The sequence below is a fragment of the Stenotrophomonas sp. 8(2023) genome (assembly GCF_030345295.1).
Lineage (GTDB): Bacteria > Pseudomonadota > Gammaproteobacteria > Xanthomonadales > Xanthomonadaceae > Stenotrophomonas > Stenotrophomonas muris.
Genome location: NZ_CP128404.1, coordinates 1946573 through 1969897 on the forward strand (window position 1 = coordinate 1946573; position 23325 = coordinate 1969897).

The window sequence follows — 23325 nt, forward strand, 5'->3', positions numbered from 1 at the left end:
CATGAACCGGATCACCATCTATCTGCTGGTGTTCGCCGCCTGGTCGGCAGGCATGTTTGGTGCCGGCTGGGCTTGGCGCGGTGATCGGGCCGAGGCCGGGGAAGCCCAACAGCAAGCCAGCATCAGCGCTGGCCAGGTCCAGCAGCTCACCGAGACGCGTGCAGTCGAGCACAGCCAGGCCGAGGCGCTGGCCACCATCGGAGCCAAGCATGAAGAAGATCGCACCGCGGCCACGGCCGTCCCTGCTTCTGTTGCTGCTGGCGTGCGTGATGGCAGCCTCCAGCTGCGCGACGACCTCGCCACCTGCAATACCGCTCGCCTGTCCGAAGCCGCCGCCGGCGCCGTCGAACGTGACCAGGCCGCCCAATTACGAGCAGAGGTCGCGGGAGCTCTTATTCAAATCGGGCGAGACGCGGACGACCACGTCCACGCCTGCCAAGCCGTGATCGACGCTGACCGCAACGTTGGTGCGGCCGGAACCCCGGCCAGAAGCACCTCGGCTCTGGATGCTACGAATGATGGCTCGTACTAGAGCCGCAACGGCCGAGCCGATGATGGCTTTTACAAGTTCAGGGGTGACAGCGATTTCCATGTTGGGGTGTTTCCTCTTGTGAGTTGTATAGGTACCGAATCAGATTCGGCTCGCCTTCTGGCTACATCTGTACCGAAACGCTCGAACGCTGGTTGGTAGGGTGTGCCACGCCCGCCGACATCTCCACTTCCGCGATTTCCGCCGCCGGTCACATCGTCGGCGAGGCCACACCGCCGTTCCACTTGCGGAATTTCCGCTCCGACTATGGCCAAGACCAAACTAGCCCGGATGCCGCCGCTGACCCCCAAGCAGCAGCGGTTCGTCCAGGAATACCTGCAGGATCACAACGGGACTCAGGCGGCAATCCGCGCCGGGTACAGCGACAAGACGGCCAAGCAGCAGGGGTCACGGCTCCTGACCGAGCCGCGTATCCAGGCTGCGGTGCGCGCCGGCCAGCAGAAGGTGGCCAAGAATGCCGAGGTGACCGTCGACAGCCTGATGGCCGAGCTGGAGCAGGCCCGGATGCTCGCGCTGAAGGAGAAGCAGGCCAGCGCCGCGGTCACCGCCACGATGGGCAAGGGGAAGCTGGCCGGCCTGCTGGTGGAGAAGCACAAGCACAGCGGCGCGATCGGCACCTATGACCTCAGCAAGCTTTCCGACAATGAACTCGACCGCCTTGAACAGATCCTCGGTCCGCTTGCCGACACTGGCGGAGATCCGGGCGGAGCGAGCGAGGAGGGCGGCTGAGCGAGAGCGCGCGCGCATTGCAGAGGATGTCGAAGGCATCCGGGCGCGATCGCAGACGCTCGAGGGCTTCATCAAAGAACACTGGCGGGTGCTGGAGCCGACCAGACCGCTGAAGTTCGGCTGGGCATTGCGGGCCATGTGCCGGCACCTGGAAGCGGTCACCGAAGGCCGCATCCAGTTCCTGCTGATGACCGTGCCCCCGGGCATGATGAAGTCGCTGCTGATGGTGTTCTGGACGGCGTGGGAATGGGGGCCGGTAGGCCGCCCGGACCTGCAGACGCTGGCCACCTCCTACAGCCAGCCAAACGTGCTGCGCGACAACCTGAAGCTGCGGCGCCTCATCGAGAGCGACCAGTACCAGGCCGCCTGGCCGATGAAGCTGCGCGGCGATCAGAACGCCAAGGGCAAGTTCGAGAACACCGGCAACGGCTTCAGCGAGGCCCGGCCTTTCAGCTCCATGACCGGTGGCCGCGGTGACCGGGTGAAGGTGGACGACCCGCATTCGACCGAGACGGCCGAGAGCGACGCCGAGCGCAAGACGGCTGTCCGAATCTTCCGGGAGGGCATCACCGACCGCCTCAACGACATCACGTCGTCGGCGATGGTCATCATCATGCAGCGCCTGCACCAGCAGGACGTTGCAGCCGTGGCCATGGAGCTGGACCTGGGCTTCGTCCACCTGAACCTGCCGATGGAGTTCGAGGCGGAGCGGGTGGGCAAGGACGGAAAGAAGACCGGCGGCCCATGCCGCACGTATGTGGACGGCACGCTGTTCTTTGAGGATCCGCGCACAGTCGACGGCGAGCTCCTGTTTCCCGAGCGCTTCCCTCGCGCCGAGGTGGAGCGGCTGAAGCGCGCAAAGGGCAGCTATGCCTACGCTGGCCAGTACCAGCAGCGGCCAACGCCGCGCGACGGCGGCACGTTCAAGCGGGAATGGTTTGAGGTGGTGGACGGGGCTCCGGCCATCTCGGCGGCGCGGAAAGTCAGGCGCTGGGATTTCGGCGCCACCGATCCGAAGGAGAAGACCAGCAGCGACCCCGACTACACGGTCGGCCTACTGCTGGGCGAGATCGGCGGCATCTACTACGTGCTGGACATCGTGCGCGGGCAGGAATCTCCGGCCGGCGTCGAACGGATGCTGAAGAACACCGCGCTGCAGGACGGCAAGGCGATCAAGGTTCGGATCCCGCAGGACCCTGGCGCCGCCGGCAAGAGCAACGCTGCGCACCAGATCAAGCTGTTGGCCGGCTGGGACGTGAAGGCGGCGCTGGAATCCGGATCCAAGGAGGTCCGCGCAACACCGGTCGAGGCTCAGGCCGAAGCCGGAAACATCAAGCTGGTGAATGGCCCATGGGTGGCCGCGTTCTTGGAAGAGATCGCCGAATTCCCCAACGCCAAGCACGACGACCAAGTGGATGCGCTGTCCGGCGCATTCGCTGAGCTGGTCACCGGCAGCACCTACAACCTCGGGGACGCGCTCTGATGGGCAAGCTCGCACAAATCAAGGACGGGCTGGTCAACCTGGTGGCCAACCTGGGGACGCCGCGCGACAAGGCTGCGTCGACGTTCTACGGCCCGCCGACCCTATCGGACCAGGAGGCAGAAAACGCCTACCGCGGCACGTGGTTGGCCCGGAAGGTGATCGACATCCCGGCGATGGACAGCTGCCGGAAGTGGCGCGGTTGGAGTGCCGATCAGGCGAACATCACCGCGATCGAGGCTGAGGAGAAGCGGTTGGGCCTGCAGCAGAAGCTGCTGGAAGCATTGATCCGTGCGCGCCTCACCGGCGGAGCCGCGCTCTACATCGGTACCGGTCAGTCCGATCCGATGCTGCCGCTGAAGCCTGAGTCCTTGGGCAAGGCCGGCATCCGTCATCTGAACGTGCTTTCGAAGCGCGTGCTCCAGGCGGGTGAGTTGGACCGAGATCCCGAGTCGCCGGGCTATGGCCGCCCTGCGTTCTACACCCTGAGCAGCGGCACCGCCGGGCAGTTGCAGATCCATCCTTCGAGGTTGGTGATTCTGCAGGGCGCGGTGAAGCCAGATCCGGAACTGGACACCGGCAACGGCTGGGGCGACTCGGTGCTGATGGCCGTCAGCAAGGCCATCAAGGACGCCGACGCCAGCGCTGCGAACATCGCCTCCCTGGTGTTCGAGGCAAAGGTCGACGTCATCAAGATTCCGAACTTCATGTCGAACCTGGCCGACCCGGAGTATGAGCAGAAGGTTCTGCAGCGTCTCACCCTTGCGGCGATGGCGAAGGGCGTCAACGGAGCGCTGCTGCTGGATGCGGAGGAGGAGTACGAACAGAAGCAGGCTCAGTTCGGTGGCCTGGTGGACCTGCTTATGGGCTTTATGCAGCTGGTGTCCGGCGCGTCGGACATCCCCATGACCCGCCTTCTGGGCCAGTCGCCGGGCGGCCTTAACGCCAGCGGCGAGAGTGACCTGCGGAACTACTACGACCGGATCAGCAGCAACCAGGAGCTGGTGTTGCAGCCGGCGCTGCAGGTTCTGGACGAGTGCCTGATCCGCTCGGCGCTGGGCAGCCGGCCGCAGGAGGTTTTCTACAACTGGCGCAGTCTGTGGCAGACCACGGACACCGAGCGCGCAACCATTGGCAAGACCACTGCAGAGACCATCAAGACCATCTCCGAAACGCGGCTGCTGCCGGATGAGGTGATGTCCACGGTGGCGGTGAACATGCTGACCGAAGCTGGCGTTGCGCCTGGCTTGGAAGCCGAGATGTTGGAGTTCGGGAAGTCGACGCCGGACCGCGAGGGCGATCAGGACGACGACGAGCAGCGCGCCGCCGCCACGCCGCGGCCAGACAGCAACAGCGAGGACTGAGCCATGGAGATCTTCGACAGCCTGGCGCTTGACGCGTCTGGGCTCGCTTTCACGCGCGACGGTTTCCTGGTCGGCGATGCAAAGGTCAGTCGTGCGGGCAATGTGCAGCATTACCTGGGGCGCGAGCTCGGCCTGACCGGTGACGATGCCGGTCGGGTGTTCGGGGTCTACCGGGACCCGGCGACGGTGTTCGATGAGGACAGCATGCGCTCGCTGGTGGGCCGCCCGGTCACCCGTGGCCACCCACCGAAGGGCGTCAACGCTGACAACTGGAAGGAGCTGACCGTCGGGCAGGTCGGTGGTCGCGTCGTGCGCGATGGCGAGCATGTGGTTGCCCCCATGGCAATCATGGACGCCGCTTCTGCCAAGGAGGTGGCCGACGGTGCCCGTTCGCTGTCGGCCGGCTACTCGGTGGAGATCGTTGCCGACGAGGGCATTGCCCCGGACGGCACCGCGTATCAGTACCGGCAGGCTGGTCCGCTGCGCTTCAACCATGTGGCGTACCTGCCGGACAACAACCCGCGCGCCGGCAACACCCGCATCGGCGATTCGCATTGGGGCCCGGCCCCGCTCACGCAGTACGAACTCGCGCTAGTCGACCGGGCGCGTGGTCAGCAGCACCAGCACGGCGACGACCACAATCCATCTACGAGGAAAGAACCCATGAGCGACAAGACCATCTTGGTCGATGGGCTGTCCGTCGTCACCAACGACGCCGGCGCCCAGGCCATTGGCAAGCTGCAGCAGCAGCTGAAGGACGCGCAGGCCGCCGCTGGCACCGCCGATGCTGCCCACAAGGCTGCCATCGACGCCAAGGACGCGGCTATCGCCAAGATCGAGGCCGAGCGCGACGCACTGAAAGCCAAGGTGCTGAGCGACGCCGACCTGGACCAGCGCGTGCAGCAGCGCGGCGACCTGATCGCCAAGGCCAGGGCTGTGCACAACGCCGACTACAGCGGCAAGACTGACGCCGACGTCCGCAAGATTGCCGTGGTCGCCAAGCTCGGCGATGCCGCGGTGGCGGGCAAGGGCGACGCATACATCGAGGCCCGCTTCGACATCCTGGCCGACGAAGCCAAGCCGGTCGATCCGGTCGCCAAGGCGCTGCGCGACAGCACCACCCACCGCCAGCCGGTGCAGGACAACGGCTATGCCGCGTCTGTGGCCGGCCTGGACTTCCGCACCGCTGGCCAGAAGGAGGCCTAAGCCATGGCACTGCAGACCAACTACCCGGATACCCAGCCGGCCGCCATCGCCGGCGCGCCGGCGACCATGCTGCCGGCCACCGACATCTCCCGCACCGTGGAGGGAGCGGCGATCGCCTTCGGCAAGGCCGTGGAGCAGGGCGCCACCGACAAGTCGGTGAAGGCCTTCGCCGGCGGCAAGTTCGTCGGCATCGCTCTGCTGGATCGCTCAGCCTCGGGCCTGACGGTCACGGCGGGCCAGGTCACCGGCCGCGCCACCGATGCGTTCGGCGTGGGCGAACCTGCACGCGTCCGCACCAAGGGCGACATCTGGGTTGAGGCGGCGATCGCGGTCGCAGCCGGAGATCCCGTGTACGTCACGGCAACCGGCACGTTCGTCAACGCGGGGTCGAGCAATGTGCTTGTGCCTGGCGCCCGCTGGGACACCAGCACCACCGCCGCTGGCCAGCTGGCCGTCGTCCGTCTCGGCTAAGGAGCCCACAACATGAGCGCAATCCCCCTGATCGATGCCCAGGCCGCACTGGGCTTCGTGGTCGCCCAGGCTTCGATCATCGAGCCGGGCGTTTACCGCACCGTCTATCCGGATATCCAGTACCGCGGTTTGATCCCGGTGGATACAAGCGGCAGCGAATTCGCCACGTCGGTGACCTACATGTCGCAGGACCAATACGGCAAGGCCGACTGGATCAATGGCAATGCCGACGATATTCCGAAGGCCGGCACCACTCGGTCGAAGTTCGAGACCCCGGTCTACACCGCTGGCATCGGCTATGGCTTCGGTTTCGAGGAGATCGGGCGGGCCCAGCTGCTGGGCATCAATCTTCCCACCGAAGACGCCGCTGCCGCGCGTCGTGCCTCCGAAGAGATGGTCGATCGCGTGGCGCTGCTGGGTGATACGGCGAAGGGCTTCAGTGGCCTGTTCAACGCCGCCAATGTCACCCCGATTGCGGCGCCAACTGGTTCCTGGGGCACGCTGCAGGTCGCCGGTACCGCAACCTCGGACCAAATCGTCGATGACATGAACGCGTCGCTGATGAACGTGTTCAACGGCACCAATACGACTGCGTTGGCGGACCGACTGCTGCTGCCGTGGTCGAAGTTCATGCTGATCTCCACCAAGAAGATGAGTCAGTACAGCGACCTCACCATCCTGCAGTACTTCTTGGCCAACAACGTCTACACCGCAACTACCGGACAGCCGCTGACCGTGCGCGGACAGCGCGGCCTGGACACTGCCGGTGTAGGTGGTGTGGCACGTCTGGTCGCCTATCGCTACGACCCCAGCGTGCTGAAGCTGCACATGCCGATGCCGCACCGCTTCCTGTCTCCGCATCCGGCTGGCCCGCTGCGCGTGGACGTGCCGGGCGTGATGCGACTGGGCGGCCTGGACGTCCGTCAGCCGAAGCAGGTCGTCTACCTCGACGGCATCTGATCCCCACGGCCCCGGCCACGCGCCGGGGCCACATCGGAGCGAAGCATGAAGATCAAGAACAACCACAATGGTCCGCTGGGCCTGCCCGACGGCACGATTCTGCCGCCGGGCGAACAGACCCCGGTCGCGAACTGGGAGGAGCTGAAGAAGAACTCGGTGGTGCAGGGCTGGATCAAGGCCGAGATCCTGAGCATCACCGGTGGCGACGCCGGCGGCAGCGGGCAGGCCGCCGGCGGCAATTCGGGCGGCGAGGGCGGCGCCGACAAGGACGCCCTGATCGCGCGCGCCAAGGAGCTGGGCATCGACGCGAAGGGCAACTGGGGTGTGCCGAAGCTGCAGGCGGCAATCGCCGATGCTGAAAAGGCCGCCGGCGGCAATTCGGGCGGCGAGGGATGACCATGTACGGCACGCTGGAAGGCGCGAACAGCTACCACCAGGCGCGCGGCAACGCCGCCTGGGCCGCAGGCACGGAACAGGCCCGCGAGGGTGCGCTGGTCCGCGCCACGGATTACATCGACGGCCGGTACCGGGTGCTGCTCGCATCCGGCCGCTGGGCGTCAATGTTCCCTGGCGTGCGCACGGCCGGGCGGGGCCAGCCGAACGAGTGGCCCCGCACCGGCGCGATCGACTACGACGGCGATCCCATCCAGCCGGACGAAGTGCCCGACGAAGTCGAGCGCGCAACCTACGAGGCCGCGCTGCGCGAGCTGGTAGCGCCCGGAAGCCTATCGCCGGACTACGTGGCGAGCGAGGCGGTCACAAAGGAGAAGGTTGGCCCCATCGAGGTCACCTACGCCGATGCCACGGCCGCTGGCCAGGTGCCGAACCGGCCGGTGGTCCCTGCGATCGATGAGATCCTGGCGCCCTTGCTGCGGACGCCGGCGGTTCTACCTGCGGTGCGTGTCGTATGAACACCTTCTACGATCGCATGCAGGCGACGGCCACGAAGCTGATCGACCGCTACGGCTACGGCACCCAGCTGGAGCGCGACGGCGCACCGACTGGCCCGCCGCACAACCCGCAGCCCGGGCCAGCCGCGCGGCACGACTGCAAGGTGGTGGAGCTGGAGTACAGCCTGACCAACCGCGACGCCACGCTGGTGCAGCAGGGCGACAAGCTGGGCCTGATCTCCACCGCGGTGGACGTTCAGCCTGGCAAGGACGACCGGCTGCTGCTGGGTGGCCAGCTGTATCACCTCATCGACCTGCAGCCGCTCTCCCCTGGCGGGCAGGTGCTGCTCTACGAGTTCCACGCCCGACGCTGATGGCCGACTACACACCCCGCGAGCTGGAGCTGCTGGCACGTCGCCTGGAGCCGGCTGTCCGCCGCGCGTTCGAGCAAGCCATTGCCGGCGTGCGATCGCAGGTGCAGCTGGACCTACTGGCGAGCCTTCTGCAAGCAGGACAGGTGGACGCCGTCCTCGAGGCGCTGGGATTCGACGGCGAGCGTTTCTCGCCGCTGGCCGAGCAGGTGCGCCAGGCCTTCGCAACTGGTGCTGAGGTTGGCATGAAGGAGCTGCCCACTCTGTCGCTGCGGCAGCAGGTGCGCGGGCGGTACAACCCAGCCAACGACACGCCGCTGCTTCGGTTCGGGTTCGACATGCGCAACCGTGGCGTGGAGAGCTGGCTGCAGTCGAACTCCTCGCGCCTGATCACCGGCGTGGTCGAGGATCAACGCGTGCTTGTGCGGCAGCTGCTGACCCGTGGCATGGCCAGCGGTACAAACCCGCGCCAGACAGCGCTGGAGCTGGTCGGCCGCGTGGGCGAGACCGGGCGCCGCAGTGGCGGCGTCGTGGGCCTCACCGCGCAGCAGGCGCAGTTCGTGGCCAATGTCCGGCAACAGCTGGCCAGCGGTGATCCGTCGCAGATGGCGGAGTACTTCGGCCGCAAGCGGCGCGACAGGCGCCTGGACGGCATCGTCAGCCGGGCCATCAAGGCCGGCCAGCCGGTGGCACCGGCAGACGTGGAGAAGATCGCTGCGCGCTACGCAGACAGGCTCTTGGCACTACGGGGCGAGATGATCGCCCGCACCGAGTCGCTGACAGCCATGGCCGCGGGCCGGGAGGAGGCGTTCCGGCAGCAGATCGAAAGCGGTCGTCTGGCGCCGGAGAACGTCGAAGGCACCTGGTCAGCCACCGGTGACGACAGGACCCGCCACAGTCACCAGGCGATGAACGGCCAGGTGCGTCGGTTCGGTGAGCCATTCCAGACGCCCAGCGGCGCGCTGATGCGCTTCCCCGGCGACACCTCGCTCGGCGCTGGCCCGGAGGAAACCATCGGCTGCCGCTGCATGAAGAAGTACCGGGTGAACATGGCGGCGGAGGTAAAGCGTGGCCAATAAGTTCGGCAGCCAGGTCCGGGCCTTCGCGGAGAAGGCTAAAGCCATCCAGGGCGTGATCTTCCGCGAGTCGGCCACCAAGCTGATGGAGGAAGCCGGCACGCCCGAGGGGCAGGGCGGGAAGATGCCGGTCATCACTGGCACGCTGCGCAACTCGGTGGCTGCGTCGGTAGAAGGCATGCCCTCTGAGGGAGCGCAGCCCCCGGAGCTAGTGTTCGCCACCATGGAGCTCGGGCAGACCGTGTGGGCTGGCTGGACAGCGAAGTACGCCATGCGCATGGAGCACGGCTTCCAGGGCGAGGACAGCCTGGGCAGAACCTATGCCCAGGCCGGCAAGGGCTTCGCGCGCGCGGCGGCACAGCGCTGGGACTTCATCGTGGCCGAGGTCACCGCCGACGTGAAAGGACGGATGGGATGAGCGACACCGCGATCTATGACGCATTCGCCACGCTGGTGGGGCAGTTCGCTGCAGCGCAGGGCCTGGCCTGCTCGTACCCGGGGCAGGGATTCACGCCGCCCACCGGCAACAACGCCCGCTGGCTGGAGCTGCAGTGGCTCCCGAATCGCACCGAGAACTACGGCATCGAGGACGATGGCCCGTTCCTGATGCAGGGGTTCGGCCAGCTGTCGGCCTGCTACCGGCCCGGGCAGGGGATCATGGTGGGTACTGCGATCACGGACCAGATCATCGCCGCCTTCGCCAAGGGCACGACCTTCGCCGGCATGCGGGTGGAGAGGAAGCCCTGGACCTCCAGCATCATCCAGGACCCGGAGCGGATCATGCATCCGGTGACCATCCCGTGGCGGGGATTCGTTTCGGGGTAGACTCCGGCCATGAGCCCCAAGCCGCCCAACCTGCACCTGGTCAGCAGCAACGAGATCCCGAACGAGGGTGAGCTGCAGGCCATGCGCGATGCCATCACCCGCATGAAGCGGAACCGGCAACTGCTGGACGAGTTCTGCGCCGAGCAGGCGCGGTTTGTTCGGGCTGAGTACTTGGCCTACGTGGAGGCCGGCTTTACCCGACCTCAGGCCATGCAGCTGGTGGCCGCGAAACTTGGGCCATCATCCCGAAAGTGAGGGTCGCCTAAAAGGAAGGGAAGCTTCTATGAGCATGCAGATGGCACCAGATGGAACGTACGTGTTCGGCAGTCCGCAGATGGCACCAGATGGGAGCTATGTAGGAAGGGGGCAAATGCAAATGACCCCTGACGGCAAGTACGTTGCAGGAACACCCCGCATGGCCCCCGACGGTACATACGTGGCCGGCAGGCCAACAATGGCTCCTGATGGAACCTACGTCGGCGGCAACCCGATCATGTGCCCGGATGGGCGATACATCGGCGATGGATCAGGCTGATCAGAGACTTACTTAGGACACAAAGGCCCGCCCACCCGCGGGCCTTTCGCTTTTCCAACGACCCCGCCCCGTGGCGGGTTTTTTTACGCCCATCGCGAGGAGATACGGCTATGGCCGCTGAAGCAAAGACGAACGCAGGTACCAAGCTGCACATCTGCGCCACCCCCAAGAACGCCGACCTGACCGAAACCGAGTTCAAGGCCCTGACTTTCGTGCAGGTGAAGAAGGTCGGCAGCATTGGTGAGCGCGGCATCAATACCAACATCGTCCAGTACGACACGCTGGACACCCTGGTGGCGCTGAAGGGCAAGGGCATCACCAATGCGGGCGACCCGCAGGTGGAGGTGGCCGAGGACCTGACCGACCCGGGCCAGGTGGCGCTGCGCGCTGCGGGTGCGCCCAACGTACCGGACGCCTACGCGTTCAAGGTGGAACGTGCTGATGGCTCCATCGAGTTCCTGCGCGGCCTGGTCGCCGGCCCGAACGTGACCGGCGGCCGCAATGAGGACTTCGTCCTCAACACCTTCACGCTGGCGCTGAACCAGGCGCCGATCACGGTGCCGGCCCCAACCACGCCGTAACCCGAACACCCCGGGGGATAGGGCGGCCGCCTGACAAGCCGGAACTGATCCGGCCGGCTTCCCCCGGGGCTCTCTATCGGATCGCCATCAAGGATCTCGAACATGACCGAACTGACCAACATCGTGGCGGCAGAGCGCCGCCTGGACATCGTGCACCCGGCCAACCAAGAGCCGGTGGGCCTGGTGCTGATCCTGCTGCCCGACAGTCACCCGCAGGTGAAGACCGCAGCACGCAAGTCGATCAACGACCGGATCAACTACCGCGGCAAGCTGGGTGCCGAGCAGATCGAGGCCAGCCGTATCGGGATGCTCTGTGCCTCGATCGGTGGCTGGGAGTGGAAGGGGGAGCTGACCTTCCACGGGGAGAAACCCGAGTTCAACCAGCACGCCTTGCAGCAGCTGCTGAAGGAATTGCCATGGGTGGGGGAACAGGTCGACGTCGCCCTGACCGACCGAGCGGAGTTCTTTCGCCGACCTGACGAAACGGACGGCTGAGGCCGTCTACATCGCCGTCCGCTACGACATGGCGGATGAGAACGGCGAGACAAGGCGCCAGCGCAACGCGCGCTTCGGCATCGCCGAATCACCAGAGCTGGAGGTCCCGGACGCGGCTGCCCACGTCTGGGGCTGGTTCTGGGAGCTATCCGGGCGCAGGCACAGCGGTCCGGAAGCGTTGACGTTTGCTGACGTTGGCGAATGGGCCCGCCTGCTGCAGGTCGCACTTCTCCCGGAGGAGGTCGGGATGCTGATGGCGATGGATGACCAGTACCTGCGCGCGGTGCGCGAAGACCAGAAAGCCGCGCGTGAGCGGGCAATGCAGAACAACGGGAGCCCCTGATGGATATCGCCGAGCTTGGCTACAAGGTCGACAGCAGTGGCCTGGTCGAAGGCACCAAGGCCCTGGACGAGAATGCTGCTGCGGCTGATCGTGCCGGCGGCGCTGCTGATCGCCTGGACCGCGAGTACTCGGCGCTGGCCCGGACGGTCGAACGGTCCTCCAGCGCGCTCGGCGACCGTCTGGGCGGCGCACTGGACCGCATCGGAACCGGCACCGGTGCGGTGATCACCGAGCTGCAGACACTCAACCGGACCAACACCGAGATCCTGGCCTCGCTGGGGGCGCTCGACGGGAAGCTGACCAGCACCGCGGCTCAGGCGCAGGCCTATGGTGCGGCGGGTGCTGCTGCAGCGGCGTCCACTGCCCAGGTGGCAACGGCAAGCCAGCAGCTGGAGAAGCAGCTGGCCGATCAGGACGCACGGCTGAAGGGTGTGGCTCAGAGGGCCATGGAATGGGCGGCCAGCAACCGGGAGGCGAACCTGTCCGAGCGCGCCCTGGCCGAGGCTGCTCGTGACGCCGCCCTGGGCATAGACCACAAGGCGCGGGCGCTGGCCGGCGCCGGCAGCGAGCAGGACCGCATGGTCGCCCGTGCACGCGCTCTGGAAGAGGCTGAGGCGCGGGCCGCCAATCAGGTGCGCCAGGCTACCGCCGCTGCTGAGGCCCAGCAGATCAACCTGAAGCAGCTGCTGGGCCAGATCGACCCGACTGTGGGTGCGCTTAACCGGCTGGCGGCCATGGAGGATCGCCTAGAGCGTGCGCACAAGGCGGGACTGATCAATCCGGCGGTGTTCGATCAGTACCAGACCAAGATCGACGCCATGCGTGCATCGGTGCTCAACGCCACCGGCGCGCAGAACGGCATGGGTATGTCCGCGCGGCAGCTGCAGAACAACCTGCGCATGATCCCCATGCAGGTGACCGACATTACCACCAGCCTGATCAGCGGCCAGCCGGCGTGGATGGTGGCGATCCAGCAGGGTGGCCAGTTGAAGGACCAGTTCGGCGGCATCGGCCCTGCCGCGCGTGCCGTGGGCGGGTACGTGCTTGGGCTGATCAATCCGGTGACGCTGGCTGCTGCCGCGCTGGCGGCACTGGCCATGGCCGCAAAGCAGTCGGAAGACCAGCTGTTCGAGTTCCAGAAGGCCCAGATCCTGAGCGGGCAGGGCGCCGCCGTCGGTGCCGCTGGCTTCCTGGAGCTGGCCAGCAGCATTGATCACCTGCAGGGCGTGTCCCGTGGTGGTGCGGTTGATGCGCTGACGGAGACGGCGAAGGCTGGACGCTATGCCGGCGAGCAGTTCGAGATCGTGGCCGCCGCTGCTGCGCGCATGGAAGCGTCGACCGGGCGTTCGCTGTCGGCCACGGTCAGTGCATTCGACTCCATCGCAAAGGAACCGGTTGAGGGCCTGCTGAAGCTCAACGACGCAGAGCGCTTCCTGACCGCCGCGCAGCTGCAGCGCATCACTACGCTGCGGGAAGAGGGGAGGTCGCAGGAGGCCGCCAACGAGGCGATCCAGATCTATGCCAGCCACCTGGACGACGTGGCGAACCGCACCGAGGCGGTGATGCCGGCAATGTCCAAGGGCTGGCGCGACATCAAGGACGACATCGGCGGTGCTTGGGGTGCGCTGGGCAGCTTCACCAGTGCAGTGGTGGACCTTGCCGGAGAGTGGGGCGTCCTGGCTCGGATGCCACGCCTGAGCGACGTGCTGGGCCTTGGCTTGGCCGGTGGCACCTTGGTCAAGAACCTGGGTCTGCCGTCCGTCACCGAGGCGCTGAACGGCGCGGCGGCAGTCATGCGAGGCCTGCCGCCGCTGCCCAAGCCCATCGATGAGGGTGGCGCGCTGGATCCGCAGACCGCACGTGACCTGGCTGCGGTGACGCAGGAGCGCGCCTCAGCCGAGCAGGCTGCGGCCGAGGCTATCAATGCCCAGGTGGCCGGCCTCGACCGTGCCAGCGCGAAGGAGGCGGCACGGCTGAAGATCATCGCCCAGTACAACAAGCTGGCCGACAACGACGCTCGCCACTTCGACGGGTCGATGCAGCGTCTTATCGCGAAGGCGGAGGCCGACGTTGACAAGTCGTTCAATCGCCGCGACGGCCTGGGTAAGCGCAACGGTGACGACAGCGCCGCGCAGAACATGCTGGCCGCTGCCCAGCGGCAGATCGAGGCCAACAAGCAGCTGGTGGAGACCGGCGTAAAGGTGACCGAGAGCGAGCGCCAGGCGATGGCGATCGAGCAGGTGCTGGCCAAGGGCAAGAACACCATGACGGCGTCTACCCGGGCGCTTCTGGAAGCGGCCAGGGAAGAACTTCTCACCTCGGGAACGAAGGCAGCGGCGTACACCAAGGAGAAGGAAGCAGCGGAGGCACTGGCGCGGCAACAGGCCATTCTGGAGCAGGCCAGCGCCAACCGAGACCGCTCCAACGAACTGGACCTGATGGGCATGGGCCGAGGGTCCGATGCGGTAGGCATGCTCCGTCGGCAGCTTGACATCCAACGCGAGTATCAGGACGAGCTGAAGCGCATCGGCAGTCGGGATGTGGCAAGCGACAAGGCGTCGTGGGATCTGCTGGCGGCGAACGCGGCTGCCTACCGCGACAGCGAGCTGGCTAAGGAACGCGTCTTCCAGGAGCAGCGCCTGGCGATGCTGGGCGACTGGCGGGCAGGCGCGCGTCGGGCATGGGAGGAGTACGCCTTCGCTGCCAGTAACGCGCTGCAGCAGGCCAACGGCTTGATGAACAGCGCACTCGGTGGCTGGGAGGATGCCTGGGTGCGGTTCGCTCAGACCGGAAAGCTATCGTTCCGTGACATGGCCAATGCCATCGTTGCCGACTTGGCGCGCATCGCTGCAAAGCAGGCGGCCGTGGGCATCATCAATGCGGTGGCGGGCGCATGGGGCGGGGGAGTGACAGCTGCGGGCAACGCGGCGGCGACCAGCGGCACGCAGAACATCAATGCCGGCCTGCTGGCCAGCTACGGCGGTGGCCGCGCAACCGGTGGCCCTGTGGCGGCGGACGCGTTCTACCAGGTGGGTGAGGGCGGCAAGCCTGAGCTGTTCCGACAGAACGGCAGGACGTACCTCATCCCTGGCGACAACGGAGCAGTGATCCCTGCGGCCCCGACTGGGGGCAGTGGCAACACGTCCACCGGCAGCGGATCCGTGGTGAACGTGCGCGTGGTCGTCAACAGCGACGGCTCTACCGACGTGTCTGCAGATACCCCGGTGTGGCAGCGGTTCGGTAAGGAAATCGGGCAGTTGATCGACATGAAGATCAACGATGCGCAGGTCAGGTCCATGAAGGACGGTGGTGCGATGCGGGTCATGGGAGCAGGGCGATGACCGACACCTTCATCTGGAAGCCCACCAGCACGGGCGGGGGCACCATCAAGGATGTGGTGCACCGCGTCCAGTTCGGCGACGGCTACCGCCAGGTGGCGCCGGACGGAATCAACCCGCGCAGCCGTAACTACCAGCTCACCTTCACCGGCAGCAGGGCGACGATCGAGCAGATCATCGCCTTCCTCGATACGCACGTCGGCCGCTCGTTCCTGTGGGAGAGCCCACGCGGCCTGCTGCTGTTCGAGTGCACAGCGCAGGGTGAGCCATTCCCCACTGGTCTTACCTACAGCGTCACGGCCACCTTCGAACAGACGTTCCAGCCGTAAGGAGAGAACATGGCACTTCAGCCAATCAATATCGATACAGTCCAGCCGAACGGCAAGAAGGGCGATCCAGCCAGGATCGCCTTCGGGAAGGTCAACGATAACGACGCGTACCTCGATGGCCGGATCAATACTGTCGCCACAGCTGCGGCCACCGCGGACACGAAGGCGACCAATGCTGGTTCCGCAGCTGCGGCGGCCGTTCCGAAGGCTGGAGGTGAAGCCGGCGCCATGACGGGGACGCTCGTCATGCGAGGCGGCGGAACGGCAGTTCGTCGCGCGAACTTTTTCCACAACGCGAATGCTACGAACGATTTCGGAGCCAAGCTCACCCTGTCCTACAACGCCAGCAACAGCGATCTGGCCGGTGTTTTCCTGGTCCCTACGGGGCCCAACGGATTCGAGTCCCAATGCCAAGTCTGGTTGAAGGACGGCGACTTCTTCAATTCGGCCTATGTCCAGGTGCTCACGGTCACCCGAACAGCTGTGTCCTTCCGAGGCAGTGCCCTATGGCACGCGGGGAACACGACGGTGGATGCCAACAACTTCATCAAGAGAGCCTGAACATGGAGCCCACCTGCACCGCAGCGTTCAACATCCAGCCTGATGGCGGGATCGTGCTCGACGGAGACCATGCTCCTGGCACAAGCATCGGTTGCTCGTTTGATGCTTTGGGCATCGCGTGCGCTCGTGTTGCGACTGGCGTGTATCGGGTAGCTGGTCCGGGGATCAAACCGGCTACCGGGTGGCGCGCGAGCGTATACCGTGACGAGAACGACGAACAGACCATCCGTCTGGCCATCCAGCAGGAGGCGGGTGCGGTGCTCTACACGTGTACCGATCCGGCGACCGGAGAGGCAAGGGACATTGTCTACTTGCTGACGGTACGTGTCGTCGTTGACGCTCCGGAGCTCGAACAAGCCGAGGACGCGGAGGTCGATGCGCCATGATCACCGCCGATGCCCAGCAGCTCGAGCCGGGCGGCCGCGTCACCGTTTATGAACTGGACTGCACCAGCTTCGGTGCTGATCAGCTCTGGTTCCACCAGCACCTGCAGTCGGGGGTGATCTGGTGGCAGGGCCAGGAATATGGACCTTGGCCGATCAACGCTACCGGCTTCGAGCGCACCAGCGAGCAGCAGCCCAACCCACGGCTTAGGGTAAGCAACATCGATGGCCGGATCGGCGCTCTGTGCCGCATGTTCCAGGATCTGGCTGGCGCCAAGCTGATCCGCCGGCAGACGCTGGTGAAATACCTGGACGCGGCCAACTTCCCCGAGGGGAACCCGTTGGCTGATCCTGGCGAACACTTCCCGGATGAAATCTGGTACATCGAGCGCAAGGTGGGCGAGGACGACGAAACGGTCGAGTTCGAGCTGACCACGGTGGCCGACTTCAACGGGCGGGAGCTTCCCGCCCGGCAATGCACGAGGATCTGCAGCGCCCTGCTGCACGGGGGCTATCGCGGTCCCTACTGCGGCTACACCGGCTCGGCCTACTTCGATATCAACGACCAGCCAGTCGACGACCCGGCCAGGGACGTGTGCGCCGGCCTGGTCCGAAGCTGCCAACTGCGGTTCGGCCAGGACAAGCCGATTCCGCACGGTGGATTCCCCGCTGCCGGCCTGCTGCGGACCTGACGATCCGCCATACCCCAGCTCCAGACCATTCGCGCTGCACCAGCAGCACCACAGGGCTCGCCAGGCGCGGGCCTTTTCTATGGGCGAGATCCATGCAACAGAGCACCCTGCAGGCCATCCAGGCGCATGCCGTGGCCGACTACCCGCGCGAGTGCTGCGGCCTCATCGTGGCCGGCTGCGATGGGGAGTTATACGTCCCGTGCCGCAACCTGGCCACAACTCCCAGCGAGCACTTCCGGCTGCCGGCAGATGACTTTGCCGACGCCGAGGACAACGGCGAAGTGCTGGCCGTCGTGCACAGCCACCCGAACGCGTCTGCGGCTGCCTCTGATGCCGACCGCGTCATGTGCGAGGCCAGCGGCCTGCCGTGGCACATCGTGAGCGTGGGACAGTGCGTTGGGGCTGACCCCGAATGTGGCGACCTGCAGACCATAGTGCCCTGCGGCTACGAGGCGCCGCTGGTAGGCCGGCAGTTCGCCCACGGCGTGCTGGATTGCTACAGCCTGGTGCGTGATTTCTACGCCCGCGAGCTGGGTATTCAGCTCAGCCAGTACGAGCGGGAAGACGACTGGTGGGAGAAGGGCCAGGACCTCTACAGCCTAGACCGGCTGCAGGCGGAGGGCTTCGCGGTCATCCAGGGCGTGCCCCGCCGCGGCGACATGATCCTGATGCAGATCCGCTCACCGGTGCCGAATCATGCCGGCGTCTACCTGGGCGACGGGAAGATGCTGCACCACATTCACGGGCGCTTGTCTGAAACGGTGGTCTACGGCGGCATGTGGGCCGAGCGCACCCGCTACATCGTCCGCCACAAGGAGGCCGGCAATGACTGAGCGCCTTCGCACTGTCCGGCTGTACGGGCGCCTCGGCGCTCGCTTTGGCCGCAAGTTCCAGCTGGCGGTGGACAGCCCGGCCGAGGCCATTTTCGCGCTCGGCATCCTGCTGCCCGGCTTCCGGCAGTTCCTGACAGGCTGCAAGGACCAGGGCATCGAGTTTGCCGTGTTCATCGGGCGGGAGAACCTGAGCAAGGCGCAGCTGCACGATCCGCCGGGTGCCGACGATATCCGCATTGCACCGGTGCTGGTCGGCTCCAAACGTGGGGGTGCCCTGCAGACCATCGTCGGTGTGGCCCTGATCGTGGTGGCCTCCATCTACGGCGGTCCGGGCGCCGGCGCCGCAGCGGCCAAGTTCTGGGGCGCTGTCGGCGCGGCCGGCTGGAGTCTGGCCATCGGCGGCGTGGTGCAGATGCTGTCGCCCCAGCCCCGTGGCCTAGGGACGAAGGAGGCCGCCGAGAACACGCCGAACTACAGCATGAACGGGCCTGTGAACGTGCAGGCCCAAGGCAACCCCGTGCCCGTCGCCTACGGCGGCCACGACACAAAGGGGATGGTCGTCGGATCCGTGGTGATCAGCGGCGGCATCTACGCGGAGGACCAGCAGTGAACCGAGCCGTCAGCTATCAACACGATCCGCTGGCCCTGGCGTGCGTTGATGTGATCGGCGCAGGCGGCAAGAGCAGCACCAACGCCCGCACGCCGGTGGAGACCCCGGACAGCCTGCACTCGATCTCCTATGCCAAGGTGCTGGACCTGGTCAGCGAGGGCGAGATCCGGGGTCTGGTGGCCGGTAACCAGTCCATCTACCTCAATGAGGTGCCGATCCAGAACAGCGACGGCAGCTTCAACTTCAACGGCGTGAAGGTCGAGACGCGCTCGGGCACGCAGGACCAGGAGTACATCCCGGGCTTCCCGTCGGTCGAGAACGAGATCGGCGTTGGCGTCGAGCTGCGCGACACACCGGTGGTGCGCGCGGCCTCCGGGCAGGATCTGTCCGCGGTCCGCATCCGGTTCGGTGTGCCCGCCTTGCAGCGGCAGAACACCGAGAACGGTGACACCGAGGGCTATGCCGTCGAGTACGCCATCGATCTGTCTACCGATGGCGGCGCCTTCAGCACGGTGCTGAGCAACGCCTTCCGCGGCAAGACCACCACCGAGTACCAGCGCAGTCACCGCATCGACCTGCCGCCGGGCAATCAGTGGCAGGCGCGGATCCGCCGCCTTACGCCGAACGCGAACAGCTCCACCGTCGCCGACACCGTGAACGTGATCTCCATGACGGAGATCATCGACGTGAAGCTGCGCTACCCGAACTGCGCACTGGCCGCGATCCAGATCGACGGCAGCCAGTTCCAGGGCAAGCCGACCACGGCCTACCGCATCTGGGGGCGGATCATCCGCGTGCCCAGCAACTACGACCCGATCGCGCGTACCTACAGCGGGGTGTGGGATGGCACCTTCAAGTCGGCCTGGACGAACAACCCGGCGTGGGTGTTCTTCGACATGGTCACCAACGACCGTTTCGGTCTGGGCGACCGAATCCCGCTGGACTGGGTCAACAAGTGGCGCCTGTACGAGATCGCGCAGTACTGCGATCAGCTGGTCAGCGACGGCATGGGCGGCATGGAGCCGCGCTTCACCTGCAGCCTGTACCTGCAGACCCGGGAGTCGGCCCACAAGGTGCTGCAGGACATGGCCAGCATGTTCCGCGGCATCAGCTTCTACGCGGCGGGGCAGATCATGGCCTCGGCCGACATGCCGAAGGACCCGGTCTATACCTACAGCCAGGCCAACGTGGTCGACGGGAAGTTCACGTACACCGGCAGCGGCAGCAAGGCACGGCACACGGTGGCGTTGGTGTCCTGGTCCGACCCGGACGACTTCGGCCGGCAGAAGGTCGAGCCGGTCCAGCTGCAGGAAGGGATCGCACGCTACGGCGTGAACCAGATCGAGGTGACGGCTTTCGGCTGCCACTCCAAGTCGCAGGCCCAGCGCGTGGGGCTGCACATCCTCTACAGCGAGAATCTGGAGACGGAGACCGTCAACTTCGCCGTGGGTCTCGATGCCCTGAACTGCATGCCCGGTGACGTGATCCAGGTCGCCGATGCGAAGCGCGCGGGGCGGCGCAACTCCGGCCGCATCAGCGCGGCCGCGGCGAGCAGCCTTACCCTGGATGTGGTGCCGCCCTCGATGCAGGCCGGGGATCTCCTGCGGGCGACGCTGCCGGGCGGGAAGACCGAGGCCCGCACCATCAGCGCGGTCAACCCGGAGACGCGCGTGGTGACCGTCTCTGCGCCTTGGAGCGCGATCCCGGTGGTGCAGTCGATCTGGGCGACGGAGTCGACCGACCTGGTGATGCAGCAGTTCCGGGTGATCAGCATCACCGAGGAAGATGGGCTGACCTATCGCGTCACCGCGCTGCAGCACCGCCCGGACAAGTTCGCGGCCATCGATGACGGCACCCGGCTGGAGCCGCCGCCCATCAGCATCGTACCGCCCAGCGTGCAGCCGCCGCCGGCGAACGTGCGCCTGTCCTCGCATGTGGTGATCGACCAGGGCATTGCCACGCCGGTGCTGACCATTGAATGGGATGCGGCCGACAAGGCGATTGCCTACGACGTGGAATGGCGCCGGGACGATCTGAACTGGGTGCGTGTGGGGCGCGTGGGCACGGCCAGCGCGGAGGTGCGCGGGGTCTATGCGGGCAAGTACCTGGCCCGGGTGCGTGCGGTGAATGCGCTCAATGCGGTGTCGCAGCCGGCCCTCAGTGTCCTCACCGACATTCAGGGGAAGACGGAGCCGCCGCCGGCGCTGACCTCACTGACGGCAGCGTCAGTGGTGTTCGGCATCCAGCTGGCTTGGGCGTTCCCGCCCGGGGCAACCGACACGCAACGCACCGAGATCTGGCGCAGCGCTGGCCCAAACCTGGAGAGCGCGACGAAGCTGGGCGATTTCGCCTATCCCCAGAACCGACACCGGCTCGATGGCCTGGCCGCCGGCGCGAAGTTCTACTTCTGGGGTCGGTTGGTGGACCGCAGCGGCAATATCGGGCCGTGGCATCCCGCTGGCGCTGGTGTCGTGGGCGAGTCGAGCACCGACGTGACCGAGTATGACGCCTATTTCTCCGGCCTCATCAACAAGAGCGCGCTGGGGCGGGAGCTGCTGTCGGAGATCGAGAGCATCAGCAGTATCGTCCCGTTGATCTGGGCCGCAGATGCCACGTATGAGTCGGGCCAGACGGTGGTGCACAACGGCAAGATCTGGTTGTGGACCGACGCCGCCCCGGGGAACGAGGAGCCGCCTGGCACGAAGTGGAAGAGCGTCGGCGATGCCGTGGCCGAGGCCGGCGCGTTGGCCGGGCGGATCGATCAGCTGGAGCTTGACGTTACGGAGGTGGACGGCAAGGTCACGGCGGTGGGCAACCGCGTAGATGGCCTGGTGGCGCAATACAGCGCTGAGCACGCCGGCGATGGGGACTGGAACGCGGGCGATGAGGACGCGTTTGCCGGCACGATCACCACGCTGACGGTCATCGCGAGCGGAGACTATGCGCTGGGCAGGCGGGTCGATACCACCGAAGCAGCGGTAGGCGAGACCCGGGCGATGGTGCAGGCCACCTCGCAGGCTCTGGTCGACTTGGACGGACAGATCAGCGCCTCGTACAGCCTGAAGCTGCAGATTGCAGCCAACGGCCAGTACTACGCAGCTGGCATGGGCATCGGCATCGAGAACCAGCCGGACGGCAGCTACCAGAGCCAGGTGCTGTTTACCGCCGACCGCTTCGCGTTCGTCAACCTGGTCAACGGGCAGCTGACCTCGCCGTTCGTGATTCAGGGCGGCCAGACCTTCATCAACCAGGCCCTGATCGGCACCGCGTGGATCACCAGCGCCAATATCGCCGATGCCGCGATCACCAATGCGAAGATCAGTGGGGCCATCCAATCCGATGATTACGTGCCGGGGCAAAGCGGCTGGAGAATCAACAAGGCGGCGGGTGGTGGATTCGAGTTCAATGGCGCCGTCGCCGGCGGATATCAGTTGAACATCACTAACCAGGGCATTTACATCCGCTACCCGAACGGCAATCTCGCCGTGGAGCTTGGAGTGCTGCAGTAATGGTCGACATTGGGCTGAGGGTTCGGACCGAGAGCGGGTACGTGGAGACTTCGGTTACCACTAAGCTGTCGAAGAGGATCGGGTCCTACACGTTCCCGCTCTACAACCCGGTCAACTCCAACAACAAGTGGGTAGCGCCGCCGGAGGCAAATGGAGGGCTCATCGTCAATGATTTTTCTGGCGGTGAGCCCTTCTACTACTTCACCTGCGAGGGCCAACGATCGGTGTACGGAATGCTGGTTCCTTCGGTGACCATATCGGGGAACAGCATCACTTGGAGCTGGGATCCTGACGTGGTGAACTTCCACGTCAGGATGGAGATGTTTCCGAGCAAGCCCACGACGGACACCGTCGGCGGCATCACCCTTCATTACGGGGTATACAGCTGATGGCCGTCGGACTACGCGTGCGGAACCAGGGAACCGGGCAGATCCAGATTGGGGCTGGCTATCAGAATCTACAGTTGGCCAAGTCAGGGACGCTCAACACCGGAACTTTCTCCGGCGGCGGGACCGGCGGCTCGCCGCCATTTGCCTCATGGTCGCCGAGCGGGGTCCTGGCCTCAACGAGCGGGACATCGAATCTCCATGTCTGCCGCTACATCAATGACAGCGTGGCAACTACGACGGGATTCACTCTGGTTCAGACCGGTGTGACGTGTTTCGTCTACGCTTCCAACCAAGCGCCGAACAAGACGCTGGAGTACTACACATTCAATGCCACCGAGCGTGCGGCCAGTGGACCGGTTGGTCTGCGCATGCGTGGCGAAGACGGCACGGTCTTCTACGACTCCCGACGCAAGGGTCTGCGGGTACTCCAGGTGGTGGCGCTGCCAACGGTCCCAGGGCCTCCCGTAGAGATCGGCCAGTTCTTCCCAGGGACAAAGATCGGCATTGCCATCCCGTCGCCGCGCTTCTACTACTTCTCGCAGTCACAGGATCGGTGCACCATGAATGCCGACCATTTCCACATGACCAGCGACAACCGGATCTTCCTCTCGCGATTGCAGGTGACTCAACAGACCCTGATCACCAACACGTTCCCGGTGGGCGGCGTGACGATGGGGCCGCAGAACGCCACGATCTTCATCGTGGACCTGACCGAGGTGCCGCTGGGGTTCGGATGAAGAGTGCGGCGTGGCCGAATTTCAATTCAATGCCATCCGCCTAAAAGATGATTGAGGGTGATCGACGT

27 protein-coding genes are annotated in these 23325 nt (G+C 65.8%); all 27 read left to right on the forward strand.

The features are described 5' to 3' along the window. Position 1: 1 nt before the first annotated feature. Positions 2 to 532, forward strand: a complete 531-nt coding sequence (locus QP609_RS09215) for a hypothetical protein (RefSeq protein ID WP_289213970.1) — start codon at positions 2 to 4, stop codon at positions 530 to 532. Positions 533 to 796: 264 nt separating this feature from the next. Continuing rightward, the gene (locus QP609_RS09220; protein WP_289213971.1) at positions 797 to 1279 is read left to right on the forward strand and encodes a terminase small subunit; all 483 of its coding nucleotides are present in this window, start codon (positions 797 to 799) and stop codon (positions 1277 to 1279) included. Next, positions 1194 to 2762, forward strand: coding sequence for a phage terminase large subunit (gene terL / locus QP609_RS09225; protein ID WP_289213972.1), 1569 nt, complete (start codon positions 1194 to 1196; stop codon positions 2760 to 2762). The genes QP609_RS09220 and terL overlap by 86 nt, the downstream gene beginning before the upstream one ends. After that, positions 2762 to 4123, forward strand: a complete 1362-nt coding sequence (locus QP609_RS09230) for a phage portal protein (RefSeq protein ID WP_289213973.1) — start codon at positions 2762 to 2764, stop codon at positions 4121 to 4123. Before terL ends, QP609_RS09230 begins: the two co-directional genes overlap by 1 nt. Before the next feature lie 3 nt (positions 4124 to 4126). Next, on the forward strand, positions 4127 to 5329 hold the full coding sequence (locus QP609_RS09235; RefSeq protein WP_289213974.1) for a DUF2213 domain-containing protein: 1203 nt from the start codon (positions 4127 to 4129) through the stop codon (positions 5327 to 5329). 3 nt (positions 5330 to 5332) lie between these two features. Continuing rightward, positions 5333 to 5800 (forward strand): hypothetical protein, encoded by a 468-nt coding sequence (locus QP609_RS09240; protein WP_289213975.1) that lies wholly within the window; start codon positions 5333 to 5335, stop codon positions 5798 to 5800. A gap of 12 nt (positions 5801 to 5812) precedes the next feature. Then, on the forward strand, positions 5813 to 6760 hold the full coding sequence (locus tag QP609_RS09245) for a major capsid family protein (RefSeq protein WP_289213976.1): 948 nt from the start codon (positions 5813 to 5815) through the stop codon (positions 6758 to 6760). A gap of 45 nt (positions 6761 to 6805) precedes the next feature. Next, entirely contained in the window at positions 6806 to 7156 is a 351-nt protein-coding gene (locus QP609_RS09250) for a hypothetical protein (protein ID WP_111206209.1), read from the forward strand. A gap of 2 nt (positions 7157 to 7158) precedes the next feature. After that, positions 7159 to 7671: a DnaT-like ssDNA-binding protein gene (locus tag QP609_RS09255; protein ID WP_289213977.1), complete on the forward strand. Its 513-nt coding sequence runs from the start codon at positions 7159 to 7161 to the stop codon at positions 7669 to 7671. Further along, a complete protein-coding gene (locus QP609_RS09260; RefSeq protein WP_289213978.1) occupies positions 7668 to 8024 on the forward strand; it encodes a hypothetical protein in 357 nt (118 codons plus the stop codon). The genes QP609_RS09255 and QP609_RS09260 overlap by 4 nt, the downstream gene beginning before the upstream one ends. Next, positions 8024 to 9100 (forward strand): phage minor head protein, encoded by a 1077-nt coding sequence (locus QP609_RS09265; protein WP_289213979.1) that lies wholly within the window; start codon positions 8024 to 8026, stop codon positions 9098 to 9100. Before QP609_RS09260 ends, QP609_RS09265 begins: the two co-directional genes overlap by 1 nt. Next, positions 9090 to 9515, forward strand: coding sequence for a hypothetical protein (locus QP609_RS09270; protein WP_289213980.1), 426 nt, complete (start codon positions 9090 to 9092; stop codon positions 9513 to 9515). Before QP609_RS09265 ends, QP609_RS09270 begins: the two co-directional genes overlap by 11 nt. After that, positions 9512 to 9922: a phage tail terminator-like protein gene (locus QP609_RS09275; protein WP_289213981.1), complete on the forward strand. Its 411-nt coding sequence runs from the start codon at positions 9512 to 9514 to the stop codon at positions 9920 to 9922. Before QP609_RS09270 ends, QP609_RS09275 begins: the two co-directional genes overlap by 4 nt. A 9-nt stretch (positions 9923 to 9931) precedes the next feature. Then, the gene (locus QP609_RS09280; protein WP_289213982.1) at positions 9932 to 10177 is read left to right on the forward strand and encodes a hypothetical protein; all 246 of its coding nucleotides are present in this window, start codon (positions 9932 to 9934) and stop codon (positions 10175 to 10177) included. Positions 10178 to 10567: 390 nt separating this feature from the next. Then, on the forward strand, positions 10568 to 11038 hold the full coding sequence (locus tag QP609_RS09285; protein ID WP_289213983.1) for a hypothetical protein: 471 nt from the start codon (positions 10568 to 10570) through the stop codon (positions 11036 to 11038). Between the two features lie 102 nt (positions 11039 to 11140). Then, positions 11141 to 11533 (forward strand): hypothetical protein, encoded by a 393-nt coding sequence (locus tag QP609_RS09290; RefSeq protein WP_289213984.1) that lies wholly within the window; start codon positions 11141 to 11143, stop codon positions 11531 to 11533. A gap of 28 nt (positions 11534 to 11561) precedes the next feature. Then, entirely contained in the window at positions 11562 to 11876 is a 315-nt protein-coding gene (locus tag QP609_RS09295; protein ID WP_289213985.1) for a hypothetical protein, read from the forward strand. Further along, positions 11876 to 15217 (forward strand): phage tail length tape measure family protein, encoded by a 3342-nt coding sequence (locus QP609_RS09300; RefSeq protein WP_289213986.1) that lies wholly within the window; start codon positions 11876 to 11878, stop codon positions 15215 to 15217. The genes QP609_RS09295 and QP609_RS09300 overlap by 1 nt, the downstream gene beginning before the upstream one ends. Continuing rightward, entirely contained in the window at positions 15214 to 15543 is a 330-nt protein-coding gene (locus QP609_RS09305; protein WP_289213987.1) for a phage tail protein, read from the forward strand. Before QP609_RS09300 ends, QP609_RS09305 begins: the two co-directional genes overlap by 4 nt. Positions 15544 to 15552: 9 nt before the next feature. Next, entirely contained in the window at positions 15553 to 16104 is a 552-nt protein-coding gene (locus tag QP609_RS09310; protein ID WP_289213988.1) for a hypothetical protein, read from the forward strand. 2 nt (positions 16105 to 16106) lie between these two features. Continuing rightward, a complete protein-coding gene (locus QP609_RS09315) occupies positions 16107 to 16490 on the forward strand; it encodes a hypothetical protein (RefSeq protein WP_289213989.1) in 384 nt (127 codons plus the stop codon). Next, a complete protein-coding gene (locus QP609_RS09320; RefSeq protein WP_262086872.1) occupies positions 16487 to 17179 on the forward strand; it encodes a phage minor tail protein L in 693 nt (230 codons plus the stop codon). Before QP609_RS09315 ends, QP609_RS09320 begins: the two co-directional genes overlap by 4 nt. Positions 17180 to 17271: 92 nt before the next feature. Continuing rightward, the gene (locus QP609_RS09325) at positions 17272 to 18012 is read left to right on the forward strand and encodes a C40 family peptidase (RefSeq protein ID WP_289213990.1); all 741 of its coding nucleotides are present in this window, start codon (positions 17272 to 17274) and stop codon (positions 18010 to 18012) included. Continuing rightward, entirely contained in the window at positions 18005 to 18622 is a 618-nt protein-coding gene (locus QP609_RS09330) for a tail assembly protein (protein WP_289213991.1), read from the forward strand. Before QP609_RS09325 ends, QP609_RS09330 begins: the two co-directional genes overlap by 8 nt. Positions 18623 to 18759: 137 nt before the next feature. Beyond that, on the forward strand, positions 18760 to 22131 hold the full coding sequence (locus QP609_RS09335; RefSeq protein ID WP_289213992.1) for a DUF1983 domain-containing protein: 3372 nt from the start codon (positions 18760 to 18762) through the stop codon (positions 22129 to 22131). Then, positions 22131 to 22520: a hypothetical protein gene (locus tag QP609_RS09340; protein ID WP_289213993.1), complete on the forward strand. Its 390-nt coding sequence runs from the start codon at positions 22131 to 22133 to the stop codon at positions 22518 to 22520. Before QP609_RS09335 ends, QP609_RS09340 begins: the two co-directional genes overlap by 1 nt. Further along, positions 22520 to 23257: a hypothetical protein gene (locus QP609_RS09345; protein ID WP_289213994.1), complete on the forward strand. Its 738-nt coding sequence runs from the start codon at positions 22520 to 22522 to the stop codon at positions 23255 to 23257. Before QP609_RS09340 ends, QP609_RS09345 begins: the two co-directional genes overlap by 1 nt. Positions 23258 to 23325: the final 68 nt, after the last annotated feature.

Bases quoted from the DNA above. Each gene is read 5' to 3' on its own strand.
- QP609_RS09215 (WP_289213970.1), top strand. From the start codon at position 2: ATGAACCGGATCACCATCTATCTGCTGGTGTTCGCCGCCTGGTCGGCA.
- QP609_RS09220 (WP_289213971.1), top strand. From the start codon at position 797: ATGGCCAAGACCAAACTAGCCCGGATGCCGCCGCTGACCCCCAAGCAG.
- terL (WP_289213972.1), top strand. From the start codon at position 1,194: ATGAACTCGACCGCCTTGAACAGATCCTCGGTCCGCTTGCCGACACTG.
- QP609_RS09230 (WP_289213973.1), top strand. From the start codon at position 2,762: ATGGGCAAGCTCGCACAAATCAAGGACGGGCTGGTCAACCTGGTGGCC.
- QP609_RS09235 (WP_289213974.1), top strand. From the start codon at position 4,127: ATGGAGATCTTCGACAGCCTGGCGCTTGACGCGTCTGGGCTCGCTTTC.
- QP609_RS09240 (WP_289213975.1), top strand. From the start codon at position 5,333: ATGGCACTGCAGACCAACTACCCGGATACCCAGCCGGCCGCCATCGCC.
- QP609_RS09245 (WP_289213976.1), top strand. From the start codon at position 5,813: ATGAGCGCAATCCCCCTGATCGATGCCCAGGCCGCACTGGGCTTCGTG.
- QP609_RS09250 (WP_111206209.1), top strand. From the start codon at position 6,806: ATGAAGATCAAGAACAACCACAATGGTCCGCTGGGCCTGCCCGACGGC.
- QP609_RS09255 (WP_289213977.1), top strand. From the start codon at position 7,159: ATGTACGGCACGCTGGAAGGCGCGAACAGCTACCACCAGGCGCGCGGC.
- QP609_RS09260 (WP_289213978.1), top strand. From the start codon at position 7,668: ATGAACACCTTCTACGATCGCATGCAGGCGACGGCCACGAAGCTGATC.
- QP609_RS09265 (WP_289213979.1), top strand. From the start codon at position 8,024: ATGGCCGACTACACACCCCGCGAGCTGGAGCTGCTGGCACGTCGCCTG.
- QP609_RS09275 (WP_289213981.1), top strand. From the start codon at position 9,512: ATGAGCGACACCGCGATCTATGACGCATTCGCCACGCTGGTGGGGCAG.
- QP609_RS09280 (WP_289213982.1), top strand. From the start codon at position 9,932: ATGAGCCCCAAGCCGCCCAACCTGCACCTGGTCAGCAGCAACGAGATC.
- QP609_RS09285 (WP_289213983.1), top strand. From the start codon at position 10,568: ATGGCCGCTGAAGCAAAGACGAACGCAGGTACCAAGCTGCACATCTGC.
- QP609_RS09290 (WP_289213984.1), top strand. From the start codon at position 11,141: ATGACCGAACTGACCAACATCGTGGCGGCAGAGCGCCGCCTGGACATC.
- QP609_RS09295 (WP_289213985.1), top strand. From the start codon at position 11,562: ATGGCGGATGAGAACGGCGAGACAAGGCGCCAGCGCAACGCGCGCTTC.
- QP609_RS09300 (WP_289213986.1), top strand. From the start codon at position 11,876: ATGGATATCGCCGAGCTTGGCTACAAGGTCGACAGCAGTGGCCTGGTC.
- QP609_RS09305 (WP_289213987.1), top strand. From the start codon at position 15,214: ATGACCGACACCTTCATCTGGAAGCCCACCAGCACGGGCGGGGGCACC.
- QP609_RS09310 (WP_289213988.1), top strand. From the start codon at position 15,553: ATGGCACTTCAGCCAATCAATATCGATACAGTCCAGCCGAACGGCAAG.
- QP609_RS09315 (WP_289213989.1), top strand. From the start codon at position 16,107: ATGGAGCCCACCTGCACCGCAGCGTTCAACATCCAGCCTGATGGCGGG.
- QP609_RS09320 (WP_262086872.1), top strand. From the start codon at position 16,487: ATGATCACCGCCGATGCCCAGCAGCTCGAGCCGGGCGGCCGCGTCACC.
- QP609_RS09325 (WP_289213990.1), top strand. From the start codon at position 17,272: ATGCAACAGAGCACCCTGCAGGCCATCCAGGCGCATGCCGTGGCCGAC.
- QP609_RS09330 (WP_289213991.1), top strand. From the start codon at position 18,005: ATGACTGAGCGCCTTCGCACTGTCCGGCTGTACGGGCGCCTCGGCGCT.
- QP609_RS09340 (WP_289213993.1), top strand. From the start codon at position 22,131: ATGGTCGACATTGGGCTGAGGGTTCGGACCGAGAGCGGGTACGTGGAG.
- QP609_RS09345 (WP_289213994.1), top strand. From the start codon at position 22,520: ATGGCCGTCGGACTACGCGTGCGGAACCAGGGAACCGGGCAGATCCAG.